The 14,775-nt window shown below is 44.0% G+C and carries 10 protein-coding genes, 1 tRNA gene and 1 rRNA gene; 7 read left to right on the top strand and 5 right to left on the bottom strand.

What is annotated here, in order from left to right; genetic code table 11:
* A 5S ribosomal RNA gene (rrf, locus tag ACPD8L_RS08740) occupies window positions 1-92 on the top strand; the annotation flags it as partial.
* A 55-nt stretch (window positions 93-147) separates the two neighbouring features.
* Here the strand turns inward: rrf and ACPD8L_RS08735 are convergent.
* From ACPD8L_RS08735 to ACPD8L_RS08720, 4 genes are all read right to left on the bottom strand, one after another.
* Window positions 148-996, bottom strand: a complete 849-nt coding sequence (locus tag ACPD8L_RS08735; RefSeq protein WP_423942949.1) for a hypothetical protein — start codon at window positions 994-996, stop codon at window positions 148-150.
* A 390-nt stretch (window positions 997-1,386) separates the two neighbouring features.
* Entirely contained in the window at window positions 1,387-2,853 is a 1,467-nt protein-coding gene (locus ACPD8L_RS08730) for a glutamate synthase subunit beta (RefSeq protein WP_293302397.1), read from the bottom strand.
* An 8-nt stretch (window positions 2,854-2,861) separates the two neighbouring features.
* A complete protein-coding gene (gltB, locus tag ACPD8L_RS08725; protein ID WP_423942948.1) occupies window positions 2,862-7,367 on the bottom strand; it encodes a glutamate synthase large subunit in 4,506 nt (1,501 codons plus the stop codon).
* A 315-nt stretch (window positions 7,368-7,682) separates the two neighbouring features.
* A complete protein-coding gene (locus ACPD8L_RS08720; RefSeq protein WP_116218666.1) occupies window positions 7,683-8,825 on the bottom strand; it encodes an acyl-CoA dehydrogenase in 1,143 nt (380 codons plus the stop codon).
* A 239-nt stretch (window positions 8,826-9,064) separates the two neighbouring features.
* Here ACPD8L_RS08720 and nhaD point away from each other — a divergent pair, with 239 nt between their 5' ends.
* The 6 genes from nhaD to ACPD8L_RS08690 all read left to right on the top strand — a co-directional run bounded on the left by nhaD (window position 9,065) and on the right by ACPD8L_RS08690 (window position 13,838).
* On the top strand, window positions 9,065-10,450 hold the full coding sequence (gene nhaD, locus ACPD8L_RS08715) for a sodium:proton antiporter NhaD (protein ID WP_116218665.1): 1,386 nt from the start codon (window positions 9,065-9,067) through the stop codon (window positions 10,448-10,450).
* Between the two features lie 58 nt (window positions 10,451-10,508).
* Window positions 10,509-11,201: a MotA/TolQ/ExbB proton channel family protein gene (locus tag ACPD8L_RS08710; protein WP_116218664.1), complete on the top strand. Its 693-nt coding sequence runs from the start codon at window positions 10,509-10,511 to the stop codon at window positions 11,199-11,201.
* 9 nt (window positions 11,202-11,210) lie between these two features.
* On the top strand, window positions 11,211-11,597 hold the full coding sequence (locus tag ACPD8L_RS08705; RefSeq protein ID WP_116218663.1) for an ExbD/TolR family protein: 387 nt from the start codon (window positions 11,211-11,213) through the stop codon (window positions 11,595-11,597).
* On the top strand, window positions 11,597-12,478 hold the full coding sequence (locus ACPD8L_RS08700) for an energy transducer TonB (RefSeq protein WP_116218662.1): 882 nt from the start codon (window positions 11,597-11,599) through the stop codon (window positions 12,476-12,478). The genes ACPD8L_RS08705 and ACPD8L_RS08700 overlap by 1 nt, the downstream gene beginning before the upstream one ends.
* A complete protein-coding gene (locus ACPD8L_RS08695; protein ID WP_423942947.1) occupies window positions 12,478-13,689 on the top strand; it encodes a bifunctional folylpolyglutamate synthase/dihydrofolate synthase in 1,212 nt (403 codons plus the stop codon). The genes ACPD8L_RS08700 and ACPD8L_RS08695 overlap by 1 nt, the downstream gene beginning before the upstream one ends.
* Window positions 13,690-13,763: 74 nt before the next feature.
* Window positions 13,764-13,838 (top strand) — tRNA-Val (locus tag ACPD8L_RS08690).
* A gap of 44 nt (window positions 13,839-13,882) precedes the next feature.
* Here ACPD8L_RS08690 and ACPD8L_RS08685 read toward each other — a convergent pair.
* Window positions 13,883-14,773 carry a mechanosensitive ion channel family protein gene (locus tag ACPD8L_RS08685; RefSeq protein WP_293302385.1) on the bottom strand — a complete coding sequence of 297 codons (891 nt, stop codon included), beginning with the start codon at window positions 14,771-14,773 and terminating at the stop codon, window positions 13,883-13,885.
* Window positions 14,774-14,775 lie beyond the last annotated feature (2 nt).

Genomic DNA, 14,775 nt, shown 5'->3' with positions numbered 1-14,775 from the left:
GGCCCACCCCTTTCCATTCCGAACAGGGAAGTTAAGCCCGTTTGCGCCGATGGTACTGCCACACCAGGTGGGAGAGTAGGTCGCCGCCTTCCTCAAAGCCCTTTACGTATGTAGAGGGCTTTTTTGTTCCTGGAAGTTTATTCTATATTATTGGATAGAGAAGGGGTGCATCAACTTTTTCTTATCGGCTTCCGGTACTTCGGATATAAACACATAATTACCGGGCGCTAAATCAACTTCAAAATAACCTTTGTCCCCTGCAGATAGATTGTTCATGCCGCCCAAGAAGGTAAAGCCTTCAGGAGAGGGGGAGCGTAATCCCCTTGGATTCATCCAATTCATCCACAAAAGCAAGGAATCCATAGAAGCGTTGGTTTCATATTTCACCAAATTTATATCATGTCCCACAAAATGTTCATAGGCTTTTTGGTCTAGAAAATTGGTCTCTATAATCTGTTTTCCAGCAGATAGGCTGTCTTTAAGGATAATGCCATTGGTGCTGGAGATATCAATGGTAGCCGTGGGAGTAGGTTGTGATAGCGTTGTGGCTTTGTCCGTTACCATGAACTCCTTTATCATACCATGGGAAGTATGCCATTCCCCATTGAACATTTTAACGTAACATTCCATGGCATAACGACCGGGTTCTAGATATACAGTACTACGGGCAATGTGCTTGGGTGATATAAATCCTGTGCCACCACAGAACTTTATCTGATGAAACCACTCCGGTAGTTTGCCGAAAGCTGCTACAGCATTGTCCATATCTCCTTCCATGATAAGTTTCATGCCTTCATCAAAAGGGGGTATTACCTCGGCTTTGGTATTGGCAATGCCCTTTCCTTCCGGATATCGGTCAAGCAAAATAAAGTGTACCTCGGTAGACTTGTTGTCATATACAAAGGTATTCCAGCCAGACATTAAGGTGTCTGCGGTAATAAATTCCATGCTTTGGGTGAGGACATGTACTTCACCTTTTTCCAAAGGGGATTCCATTAAGGTCATCTTTTCTTGTTCGGAGGTTTCTTTCTTATTTTGATTTTTACAAGCTAAGATGCTGATTAAAATAATGAGTAATGTAAACGAGATTCTCATGACAGGTATTTTTAGGTTTCTACAAATACCATGGCAAACGGCAATAACATGCCTTGAGATTGGTTGAATCTTGGTCGGAAGGGACTGTACTAAAGATATGAATGTTTTTTTACCGTTGTTTTTTGAAATGTATATCTGGGAGGATAATGTGTATGGTCGATATGTTGCAATATCCTGTGCAAAGGAAAAATTTGGGAATTCAACCTAACCCCAAAAAGTAAAACTCCCTGAGAATAAATTTTCTCAGGGAGTCTCCATAAAAATGGTTTGGTTGGGTATTTACTTGTTATATCAAACCCTTGGCAGGTCGCCTTCTCCTTTTAAAGGAAGATTTGATTGTCCCATTAAATAGGTATCTACGTGGTGGGCTGCCTGTCTACCTTCAGATATGGCCCAAACAATCAAGGATTGCCCCCTTCTTTGGTCACCGGCCGCAAATACGCCAGGGACATTGGTTTTATAATTGACAGCGGAAGCATTAATATTGGTCCGTGGGTCCATTTCAAGGCCCAATTGATCGGCAATGGTAGTTTCGGAGCCTGTGAACCCTAGGGCCAAAAGGGCCAAGTCACATTCCCATTCTTTTTCAGTACCCTCTACTTCTTTCAGAATTGGACGCTGTCCGGGTGCTTTTTCCCACACCACTTCAGTGGTTACCAATCCTTTTAAATTGCCATTGTCGTCACCAACAAATCTTTTGGTTGAAATGCTAAAAACACGTTCAGCTCCTTCTTTGTGCGATGTGCTGGTTCTCAAACGCATGGGCCAAAACGGCCAAGGTTGTCCCTCTGGACGGTCAGGCGTACCTTTTGGCATAATCTCAAAATTCACCACAGAATTAGCCCCATGGCGTATGGAAGTCCCAATACAGTCCGAACCGGTATCCCCTCCACCAATTACAATCACTTTCTTGCCTTTGGCGGAAAGATCTTCGCCTTTAAACGGAATGCCGTCAACCTTTCTGTTGTTCTGGGGAAGAAAATCCATGGCTTGTACCACCCCTTTCAAATCTGAACCGGGGATAGGAAGATTTCTTCGTACCGTGGCACCTCCACAGAGTACAATGGCATCGAACTCATTTTTAAGCTCTTCCGCAGAAACATCCACACCAACATGTACGCCGGTCTTGAATTGAATGCCTTCTTGCTCCATCACCTCCAAACGTCTGTCAATGACATTCTTCTCCATTTTAAAATCAGGGATACCATATCGCAATAGTCCTCCAACTTTCTCATCACGTTCAAAAACGGTCACGGTGTGCCCAGCGCGGTTCAATTGTTGGGCCGCGGCAAGTCCTGCTGGTCCGGAGCCTATCACGGCAACGGTTTTTTCAGTTCTTTTAAGGGGAGGCTCAGGAGTGATCCATCCATTCTTAAAAGCGGTCTCCACAATATTTTTTTCAATATTTTCTATGGAAACCGGGTCTTCGTTGATGCCCAATACGCATGCTTCCTCACATGGGGCAGGACACAATCTGCCTGTGAATTCTGGAAAATTATTGGTGGAATGCAATATCTTGGTCGCTTTCTCCCATTTTCCTTGATATACGGCATCGTTAAAATCGGGAATGAGGTTTCCAAGGGGACATCCACTATGGCAGAACGGAATACCGCAATCCATACAGCGGGCGCCTTGATTTTTAAGTTCAGCTTCTTTTAACGGGTTGGTAAATTCCTTATAGTTTTTGATGCGTTCTTTGACAGGGGCGTAACCTTCATCCTTTCTGTCAAATTCCATAAATCCTGTAATCTTTCCCATATCTCAAATTATAAGGTTTCCATTTTTTCTTGTTCCAAACGAATGAGTGCTTGTCTGTATTCTTCAGGGAATACTTTGATAAACTTGGGAAGGTTTTCTTCCCACTTCTCCAAAATCCTTTGGGCCAATGGGCTCAAGGTGGCATTATAGTGGTTTTCAATCAACTCCCTAAGTTGTTTAATGTCATTGTCCTCTTCCACGGGAAGTAGGTTTAGATCCTCACCGTTGCATTTTCTTTCAAAAGCGCCATCTGCATTGTACACATAGGCGATTCCACCGCTCATTCCTGCACCGAAGTTTCGACCTACAGACCCTAGGATCACGGCGACACCACCGGTCATGTATTCACAGCCATGGTCACCGATACCTTCAACTACTGCTTTGGCTCCCGAGTTTCTAACACAGAAACGTTCCCCGGCCTTTCCGTTGATATACGCCTCTCCGGAAGTAGCCCCATATAGGGTCACGTTTCCGGTGATGATGTTGTCTTCCGGTTTTAGGGTAGACTTGTATGGCACTTTAATGATCAGCTTGGCGCCAGAAAGACCCTTGCCCAAATAGTCGTTGGTGTTTCCATTTACGATCATAGTCAATCCTTTGGTGGCAAATGCACCAAAACTTTGTCCGGCAGAACCGGTGAAGTTCAGTTTCAATGTATTGTCAGGTAGACCATCTGCACCATAAATCTTGGAAATTTCGTTGCTGATGATGGCGCCCACGGCCCTATCGGTATTGTAAATAGGGAAATCCAATGACGTTTTTTCCTTTCTGAACAATGCAGGGTGTGCTTGAGCAATGATGTCAAACTCTATGGACTTGTCTATATCGTGGTGCTGTTTTTCGGTATTAAATAGTTTGGTCCCTTCCGGTACATCTATTTGGTACAGGATAGGACTTAGGTCGATTCCAGCTGCCTTGTAATGCTCAATGGCCTTGTTCCTATCGAGTTTTTGTACTTGGCCAACCATTTCATTAACGGTTCGGAAGCCAAGCTTGGCCATGATTTCGCGAAGTTCTTGCGCCACGAAGTACATGTAGTTGACCACATGCTCTGGTTTACCCTTGAATTTTTTGCGCAGCTCCGGATTTTGGGTTGCGATTCCCACGGGGCAGGTGTTCAGATGGCAAACGCGCATCATGATACAACCTGAGGCCACCAAAGGTGCCGTAGCGAATCCGAATTCCTCTGCTCCCAAAAGACAAGCTATGGCCACATCCCTTCCAGTTTTCAATTGTCCGTCGCACTCCAGAACAACCCGGTTTCTCAAATCATTGAGTACCAAGGTTTGTTGCGCTTCGGCAATACCCAGCTCCCAAGGAAGTCCGGCATGCTTCAAAGAGGTTAGGGGCGAAGCTCCCGTACCCCCATCAAAACCTGAAACAAGGATAACATCGGCCTTTGCTTTGGAAACCCCTGCAGCTACCGTACCCACACCTACTTCCGAAACCAATTTTACGTTGACTCTCGCATCTCGGTTTGCCGATTTCAGGTCGTAAATCAATTGGGACAAATCCTCAATGGAATAAATGTCGTGGTGGGGCGGTGGTGAAATCAATCCCACGTATGGAGTGGAATTTCTTGTTTTGGCAATGGCGGGGTTCACCTTTGGACCGGGAAGTTGTCCTCCTTCACCTGGCTTGGCACCCTGCGCCATTTTAATTTGGATTTCCTGGGCACTGGTCAGGTAGTTGGAAGTAACCCCAAACCTACCCGAAGCTACCTGCTTGATGGCACTGTTTTTCCAATCCCCGGTTTGATTTTTATAAAAACGAGCCGAATCCTCTCCACCTTCACCTGAATTACTCTTACCACCAATACGGTTCATGGCAATCGCAAGATTTTCATGGGCCTCCTTACTGATACTTCCGTAGGACATGGCCCCAGTCTTGAACCGCTTTACGATCTCGGTCCAAGGCTCAACTTCTTCAATTGGAATGGGGTCGTAGTTTGAAAATTCAAACAGTCCACGGATGGTCATTAGGTTTTTGGATTGCTCATTGACCAATTGGGAGTACTCTTTATAAGTCTCCGGCTCGTTATTGCGTACCGACTTTTGAAGTTTGGCAATCGTCAATGGATTGAACATGTGCTTTTCACCATTTCTTCTCCAGCGGTACTCACCACCAATCTCAATATCCAGATTGGCTGCTAATTCCTGTGTCCTGAATGCCTTTTTGTGGCGTTTGGCTATTTCCTTCTCTATTTCGTACAAGCCAATTCCCTGAATACGCGTTGGCGTATTGGGGAAGTATTTGTCCACAACCTTGGTATTGATACCAATGCATTCGAATAGCTGGGATCCCCTGTACGAGTTCAAGGTGGAAATCCCAATTTTGTTCATCACCTTCAAGATGCCCTTGCCAATGGCTTTGTTGTAATTTTTTATGGCTTCATCAAAGGTGTATTCCGTGATGTTGTTCTCTTTCATCTGTTCCCCAATGATCTCGTTGACCAAATAGGGGTTGATGGCACTAGCGCCGAAACCAAAAAGGAGTGCAAAATGGTGTACTTCCCTTGGTTCTGCAGATTCCACGATGATGCTCAGTTTGGAACGACGGCCCATTTTCTGAAGACCGCTGTTTACATAGGAACAGGCCAATAGCGCAGGAATGGCGGCCATTTCAGCGCTTACCATTCTATCGGAAAGGATGATGATGTTGGCACCCTCGTCAATGGCGTTGAAGGCCTGTTGTAAGATGGAATCCAGTGCTTCCTCCAATCCGTTATGGCCTTTGGCCACTTCGTACAGTGCGGAAATGGATACCACCTTGTAATCGGGGCTGGAATCGTAATTTTTGATTTTATCCAAATCCTCTTTGGAAATCACCGGATTTTGGATCTTCAATTTTCTGCAGTGCAGCTCATTGATGTTGAAAATATTTTGGTCACTCCCCAGTGTTAGACTGATATCGGTAATCAGTTCTTCGCGAATCCCATCCAAAGGTGGGTTGGTAACCTGGGCGAACAACTGTTTAAAATAGTTGTAGATCAATTGGGGGCGTTCGGACAGTACGGCAATAGGTGTATCCGACCCCATGGAACCGATGGGCTCTTTGCCGTTTTGTGCCATCGGCATAATAATGGTGTTGATGTCCTCCAAGGTATATCCAAAGGCGGTTCTTCGGGTTTCCAAAGGAAATTCCCCAAAGAAAACGGGACAGTCATTATAAGGGATGTCCTTTAAATGCACCAAATTATTGTCCAACCATTTTTTGTAGGGATGTTTTTTGGCGATGGATTCCTTGATTTCCTCATCATTGATGATGCGTCCTTCCTCCATGTTCACCAAGAACATTTTTCCAGGTTCCAATCTTCCATGGAATTCAATATCTTCAGGTTCCAATCCCACTACCCCGGTTTCAGAGGACATGATCACGTAGCCTTGCTTGGTCACGGAATATCTTGATGGGCGAAGTCCGTTCCTATCCAATACGGCACCAATGTAGTTTCCGTCGGTAAAAGGAATGGAGGCGGGACCGTCCCAAGGTTCCATCAAACAGGAATTGTATTCGTAGAATGCCCTTTTGGATTCTGACATATCCGCGTTCTTTTCCCAAGCTTCGGGTACGAGCATCATCATTACCTCGGGAAGGGAACGACCCGTCATCAACAGAAGTTCCACGACCATGTCCATGCTTGCCGAATCTGATTTTCCGGGCAATACGATGGGTAATATTGTTTTGATATCCTCGCCGAACCAATCACTTTCCATCAACTCTTCACGGGAACGCATACGGGAAACGTTTCCGCGCAAGGTGTTTATTTCCCCGTTATGGCACATGTATCGGAATGGTTGGGCCAAATCCCAAGTAGGGAAGGTGTTGGTTGAAAATCGTTGGTGGACCAAGGATAGTCTGGTGACCACTCTTGGGTCCAATAGGTCTTCGTAATATCTGCTGATGTCCTTTGGGACCAGCAATCCTTTGAAAATGATGATTTTAGTGGAAAGACTGGGTAAGTAAAAGAATTGGCTCTGTGACAATTTACTTTTGATGACCGCATGCTCCGTGACCTTACGGGCAATAAAGAGTTTCAAATTGAATTGAAAATCATCCAAATCCTCTCCTTTGTCAATAAAAACCTGCTTTACAAAAGGCTCGGTCTCCGAAGCAATACGTCCGGGTACGGAACGGTTCACGGGAACATCACGCCAACCGAGTAACTTTAGACCCTGCTTTTCAATATTTTCCTCAAGGACGGAAATACAGAAATCCCTTTGGTTTTCCTTCTGGGGAAGGAACACATTGCCCACGGCATAGGCTCCTGCTTCCGGCAAGGGGAATTTGCAAACTTCCACAAAAAAGTCATGTGGGATGTCTATCAAAATCCCGGCGCCATCCCCAGTTTTGCCATCGGCACTTACTGCGCCCCTATGCTCCAGTTTATCCAGAATCTCAAGGGCTTTATGGATTATATCGTTGGATTTTCTTCCTTTAAGGCTGCAGATAAAACCTGCGCCACAGTTATCATGTTCAAACTCGGGTAAATATAAACCTTGTCTCTCCAATTTCATCATTACGGAATTTCCTCAAAAATATCAAATATGATGAATAAATAATAGGGTTTCGGGACAATGTCAGCTAAAAAACCAAGGTTACGGTTCAAAGGTTAAAAAATATTCAATTTTGGAATTTAGGTAATGTTAAATTATGATAATCACAATATCAATTTTCTGAAAAGGGAATACCTATAAATAATAAGGGTCAACTCATATTTTTAAGCAAATATGAGTATGCATCTACCAATAAGTAGAGGGGAGATGTGGTTTTATTGTCTATTTCGATTGATACCCCCCAATTTTTTAGGGGTGTTTTCCGAAAACCATTCTTTAATCTTTAAGGATGCTCCTGGAAATGACAATTTTTTGAATTTCTGAGGTCCCTTCGTAAATCTGGGTGATTTTGGCATCACGCATAAAACGCTCTACATGATATTCTTTTACATAGCCATTTCCACCATGTATTTGGACGGCCTCAATGGCAGTTTCCATGGCCACTTCGGAGGCGTATAGTTTAGCCATGGCCCCAGAAAGTGTGTAGTCCTTTCCGGTATCTTTGTCCAATGCAGCCTGATAGACCAAATTACGGGCGGCTTGGATTCTGGTATGCATGTCCGCGAGCTTAAATGCAATGGCTTGATGATTGGCGATTTCCGTGCCAAACGCTTTGCGTTCCTTGGAATATTTTAAGGCCAGTTCATAAGCGCCGGCAGCAATTCCCAAGGCTTGGGCCGCTATTCCAATTCTACCGCCTGCCAAGGTTTTCATGGCAAATTTGAACCCAAAGCCATCTTCGCCAATCCGATTTTCCTTGGGTATTTTTACGTCGTTGAAAAGCAAGGAGTGGGTGTCACTGCCCCTGATGCCAAGTTTGTTTTCTTTTGGACCTATTTCAAAACCTTCCATGTCTTTTTCAACGATTAGGGCATTGATTCCCTTATGGCCTTTTTCCACATGGGTCTGGGCAATAACGAGATATACTTCTGCCGAACCTCCGTTGGTGATCCAATTTTTGGTGCCGTTGAGGAGGTAGTGGTCGCCTTTGTCAATGGCCGTGGTTTTTTGCGAAGTGGCGTCGCTTCCGGCCTCGGGTTCGGAAAGGCAAAAGGCGCCGATGATTTCTCCTGAAGCCAAACGGGTAAGGTATTTTTCCTTTTGGGCTTCTGTCCCAAAGTTTTCCAGTCCCCAACAGACTAAGGAGTTATTGACCGAAACCATTACAGAGGCGGAGGCATCCACCTTGGATAGTTCTTCCATGGCCAGAACGTAGGATAGGGTATCCAATCCGCTGCCACCGTATTGTTCGTTGACCATCATGCCCAAAAAGCCCAATTCTCCCATTTTTCTACATAATTCGGAGGGGAATTTTTGGGTTTCATCGCGTTCGATCACGCCTGGTAAAAGTTCGTTTTGCGCAAAATCCTTTGCGGCTTGTTGAATCATCAATTGTTCTTCGGAAAGTGTAAAGTCCATAAAAATGATAAATAGTCAAAAAGAGTATGTAAATATAGCTTTATGCTAGAAATTTTTCACAAAGAATAGTGGTAAAATGAGAAAGACTTAAGGTTTTATACTTTTTTTAGGGAATGGGTTTTCCTGATTTCACAATAATTTATTGGAAGAAGATTATGCCAAAAAAGTCATTTTGAATATCTTTAGCGCAGTTGAGAACTACTTCAAAAAATAAATACCTTAATTAAACCAAACTTTATATGGAGACCCTTTTAGTAGTCATTTTTGTCGTTGGATATTTGGCCATTACCCTTGAGCATAATTTAAAGATAGATAAACTTATTCCCGCATTGGCAATGATGGCCATTATGTGGGCGCTCATGACCTTTGGTCTGGACAGCTTTACCACCTGGTTTGATTCAGGGAACCATGCCCTGTTGGAAAACTTTGGAGCTTTTGGACATGAGGAGAAAATGCACCTTTTGGAAGAAACCTTGCTCCATCACTTAGGAAAGACCTCGGAAATATTGGTCTTTCTGTTGGGGGCTATGACCATTGTGGAAATCATTGATTATTTTGATGGGTTTGCCACAATCAAAACCTTTATAAAAACCAGGAGCAAGAAGAAAATCCTTTGGATTTTTTCTTTCTTGGCCTTTATTCTTTCTGCGATCATTGATAACCTTACCGCAACTATCGTATTGATATCCATCCTTCAGAAAATCATCAAGGATAGGGAAACAAGATTGTGGTTTGCAGGTCTAATTGTTATTGCGGCCAACGCTGGAGGTGCCTGGTCCCCCATTGGAGACGTTACCACTACCATGTTGTGGATCGGTAATAAGGTTACCACGGCCCTATTGATAGAACATTTGTTGCTACCTTCTTTGGTGTGTATGGTCATCCCATCATTTATTGCTTCGTTCCTTCCGATATTCAAAGGGGAAATTGATGTTGAGGATGAGGAACCTTCCAAGTCCAAGTTTGGTTCCACTATGCTGTATTTGGGATTGGGAGCGATTATTTTTGTACCCATTTTCAAGACCATAACCCATTTGCCTCCTTATGTGGGGATGATGTTGTCCTTGGCCATTGTGGCCACGTTTGCTGAGATTTACAGTAGTTCCAAGTTTTCCATTTCCAATGTGGATGGGGAAAGCGATGCGGCATCGCACCATAGTCCGGTGCATAGTGCCCTTACCAAGATTGAGTTGCCCAGTATCCTATTTTTCTTGGGGATCTTGATGGCCGTTGCGGCATTGGAGTCTTTAGGGATGTTGTTCAACTTCGCCGAAGGTTTGAAACAGGGAATGCCTTTGATGGGTACTGAAATGGCCGGTACCAAAGTTTCCGATTTGGTGATACTTTTGTTGGGTATCGGTTCTGCAGTTATAGACAACGTACCCTTGGTGGCGGCGAGTTTGGGGATGTTCTCTGAGCCAACAAACGATCAGTTGTGGCACTTCATTGCCTACTCTGCAGGAACAGGCGGTAGTATGCTCATTATTGGTTCTGCGGCCGGTGTTGTGGCCATGGGAATGGAGAAAATAGACTTCTTTTGGTATTTGAAAAAGATTTCGTGGTTGGCACTTGTTGGATTTATTGGAGGGGCCATATGCTACATGCTCATGCGAAATTTGTTCTAGAAAAATACTTTAGCTCGAAAATCTCCGTTATTATTGCAACTTAAATTGGGGATTTTATATGATTATTTTTCAAGATTTAGCGGAAGGGGCTGAAGCAACCGCTTCTATTTCGGAAGAAAAGACCCTTTCCGTCATCGATTTGATTGTTAACGGAGGAACGGGTAGCATTGTTATCATCATAGTGCTATTTATACTTCTATTTACCGCACTCTACATTTATTTTGAACGAATCTTTGCTATAAAGGCGGCGTCCAAGATCGACAAAAACTTTATGAACCAGATTCGTGACCACATCATGAATGGCAAAGTGGATGCAGCCAAAATTCTATGCGCCCAGACAGATTCGCCAGTGGCACGTTTAACGGAAAAAGGGGTTTCCAGGATTGGTAAGCCTTTGGACGATATCAATACGGCCATTGAGAACGCGGGCACCCTTGAGGTGTACAAGTTGGAAAAGAATGTGAGCGTTTTGGCCACTGTGGCCGGTGCTGCGCCCATGATCGGGTTTTTGGGAACCGTAATCGGTATGATTTTGGCTTTCCATGAAATGGCAAGTAGCGGCGGACAGGCCGAGATGGGCTCGTTGGCATCAGGAATCTACACAGCCATGACCACAACGGTGGCCGGATTGGTGGTGGGTATCATTGCCTATATAGGGTACAACCACCTAGTGAACCGGACGGATAAAGTGGTCCATCAAATGGAAGCTACTGCCGTTGAGTTTTTGGATTTGTTGAACGAACCCATTTAAGATTTCAATATGAAACTGAAGGGGAGAAACAAAATAAGCCCGGAGTTTAGCATGTCATCCATGACGGACATTGTGTTCCTGTTGTTGGTGTTCTTCATGCTAACGTCCAATGCGCCCAACGCCTTGGATTTGCTTTTGCCAAAGGCAAAGGGGAAATCCACCAATACACAAAATGTCTCGGTGACCATCAACAAGAATCTGGAGTATTTTGTGAACAACGAGAGAATCAACAAAGAATACATTGAAATTGAACTAAAAAAAGCACTTGAAGGTCAAGAAAAGCCGACAATCATCTTAAGGGCAGAGGAAAGCGTTGCCATCAAGGAGGCGGTCAACGTTATGGATGTTGCCAATAGGAACAGCTACAAGGTCATCTTGGCGGTGCGGCCAAAATAATGCCGTTTTTAGATACGAGACACAAGAAAAAATCATTTACGCTCACAACCCTCATTTTGAGCGTATTCCTGTTATTGCTTTTTTACATAGGTCTTACCTATATGGATCCACCCATTGAAAATGGGATTGCCGTGAATTTTGGCACCATGGATTTTGGGAGTGGACAGGTGCAGCCTATGGAAAGGGTTCGTTCTGAACCCAGAAATGTAGAACGACCACCCGCAGAGCCTGTGCAACAGCAACAACAGCCCCAAGAACAGGAAGTACAGGAAGAGCCTGTGGAAGAAGTCCTGACCAGTGAAACCGAGGAAACCATACGGATAAGACAGCAGCAAGAAGCCAAGCGAAAAGCGGATGAAGCTGCTAAAAAGGCCCAAGCCGAAGCGGAACGGATAGAAAGGGAGAAAAGGGAGGCCGAAGAACAAAAAAGACAGGAGCAGGAAGCCAAGAAAAAGAGCTTGGACGCCTTGATAGGCGGTATTGGTAAATCAGATGGTACTGCCACCGGAAGTGAAGGTGATGACAATAGAGCAGGTGACAAGGGACAACCTGATGGTGATCCCTATGCCACATCGTATTACGGAGCTCCTGGAAGCGGAAGCGGCGGTGGTGGATATGGCCTTAACGGAAGAGCGTTGGTCAATAGCGGTAAAGTACGTCAAGAATGTAATGAGGAAGGCAGGGTTGTGGTGCGGATTACCGTAGATAGGACGGGTAAGGTAATCAAGGCCGAGCCCGGTGTAAAAGGAACCACGAATACGGCCCAATGCCTTTTGGAGCCTGCTAGACGAACTGCACTTCTTCATAAATGGAACACCGATTCCAATGCCCCATCCCAACAAATTGGATTTGTGGTGGTCAACTTTAAACTGGGACAATAGTGACCTATAAGGAAACGCTGGATTGGATGTTTTCCCAACTTCCCATGTACCAGCAGAAAGGGATAGCGGCGCTCAATGCCAAAATGGACAATATCATCCATTTTTCGGACTTTTTGGGAAACCCCGAGAAGAGATTCAAAAGCATCCACGTAGCCGGTACCAATGGAAAAGGTTCAAGTAGCCATATGTTGGCTTCCATATTGCAGGAAGCCGGTTATAAGGTAGGTCTTTATACTTCCCCTCATTTAAAGGATTTTAGGGAGCGCATAAAAATTAATGGCCAAGTGGTCAGCAAGAAGTTCGTCAAGGATTTTGTGCGAGATCATAAAGCCTATATGGAAGGACATGAGCTGTCGTTTTTTGAAATGACTGTTGGGATGGCCTTTACCTATTTTGCGAACGAGAAGGTTGATGTCGCCATCATTGAGGTTGGTTTGGGTGGTCGATTGGATTCAACCAACATCATTGTTCCGGAAGTATCCTTGATCACCAATATAGGATTGGACCATACCCATATTTTGGGGGATACCTTGGAGAAAATTGCTTTGGAAAAAGCAGGGATCATTAAAAGAGGAGTTCCAGTGGTCATCAGCGAAAAACAGCCTGAGACAGAAGCAATATTTAGCTTGATAGCCCATCAATTGGGTTCGGGCATCGCTTTTGCGGATGATATGGATATTCCAGATTATGGCACAGATTTGCTTGGGGATTATCAGAAACGAAACATGAGAGGGGTGGTGGGTACCATTAGATCTTTGAAAGGCTTTGAAGTATCCGAGAAAAATATTGTTGAGGGGTTGAAGAACATTGTCAAGAACACCGGGCTTATGGGCAGGTGGCAAATTTTACGGGAAAAGCCCTTGGTGGTCTGTGATACGGCACATAATAAAGAAGGACTTCAGTGGGTCGTTAGGCAAATAAGTAGGCAGAAATACAATAAACTGCACTTGGTGCTCGGGTTTGTGAATGACAAGGATGTAAAAGGAGTGCTGTCCCTTTTTCCCAAAGAGGCCACTTTCTACTTTGTTAAACCCAACATGCCTAGGGGAATGGGGGTTGAACAATTAAAAGAGATTGCTGGCGAACAAGGTATTTTTGGAAATACGTATGGCACAGTAAAAAAGGGTGTAAAAGCAGCAAAATTGAATGCTAAACCTGATGATTTGATCTTTATTGGTGGCAGTACTTTTGTGGTTGCTGAAGTAGTGTAATTTTTTTTCTGATTATTCTTGTTTGTATAAAAAAAATGGTGCTATATTTGCACTCCCAATTAGGGAAATGAGTGGGGCTCTTAGCTCAGTTGGTTCAGAGCACCTGCCTTACAAGCAGGGGGTCACTGGTTCGAATCCAGTAGGGCCCACATCAAAACAGAAAGGTTGTATCTTAAAAAGGTGCAACCTTTTTTTATGTCTTTACATTAATGTCCTTATCAAATAGGGATACTCCACCTTTAACCCCAAAATCCAAAGTGGTTACGGGATAGGCTATTGAAATGTTCTCTTGTTCAAATCGATTTTTTATTCTCATGATGACATCACTCATTCCTCGACAGAAATCATCATTGGATTCAAATTTTACCCAATACCGAAGCATAAAGTTGTAGGTAGAGCTGTCTATTTTGGTAAAATAGAAATCAATGCCTTCTTCCGGAAGTAGTTCATCAATTTTTTTTACTTCATCCAAGGCTACAGTCCTAACATGGTTCAAATCATCCCCATAAGAAACACCGCTTTCCAGAATGATCCGTCTTTTTCCCCAGGTTGAGAAATTTGTAAAGGTGCCATTATATATAATCTGATTGGGAACGAAAACCTCTTGTCCCGGTACTGTTTTAATTTTTGTGGTCAGCCAACTGATATCCATGACCACACCATATTTCCCATCTATTTCTACCCAATCCCCCACTTTATAGGGGCGCTGGACATCCACTAAAAGTCCAGAGAACATGTTGGAAGCAATGTCCTTAAGTGCAAACCCAGCAATGATTCCAATAATTCCGGCTCCAGCCAGCATTTTTTCAAGAGGCTTATCAAGTCCCAGAATGTGGAGTGCCAAAAAAATACCAATTGCAAAAAAAAGCGCATAGAACATTGATGCAATTATGCGTTCTATGTTCAGATAGTTTTTTCTGAAGACCCTTTTATAAATTTTAACGCACAGGTTTTTAATGATGTTGGCTATAAGGGCAAAAAGAAGAATCACTATGATGGCCAAGACCACTTTGGGAATATGGTCAATTACGCTTTGGTGGAACTCAAGCCAGACTTGTTGTACGTTTTCTGTTATTTTTTCCATAC

This window comes from Flagellimonas algicida (assembly GCF_049629585.1).
GTDB lineage: Bacteria > Bacteroidota > Bacteroidia > Flavobacteriales > Flavobacteriaceae > Flagellimonas.
Note: the sequence above shows the minus strand (reverse complement) of the source record. Positions and strands in the feature narration are given on the sequence as shown.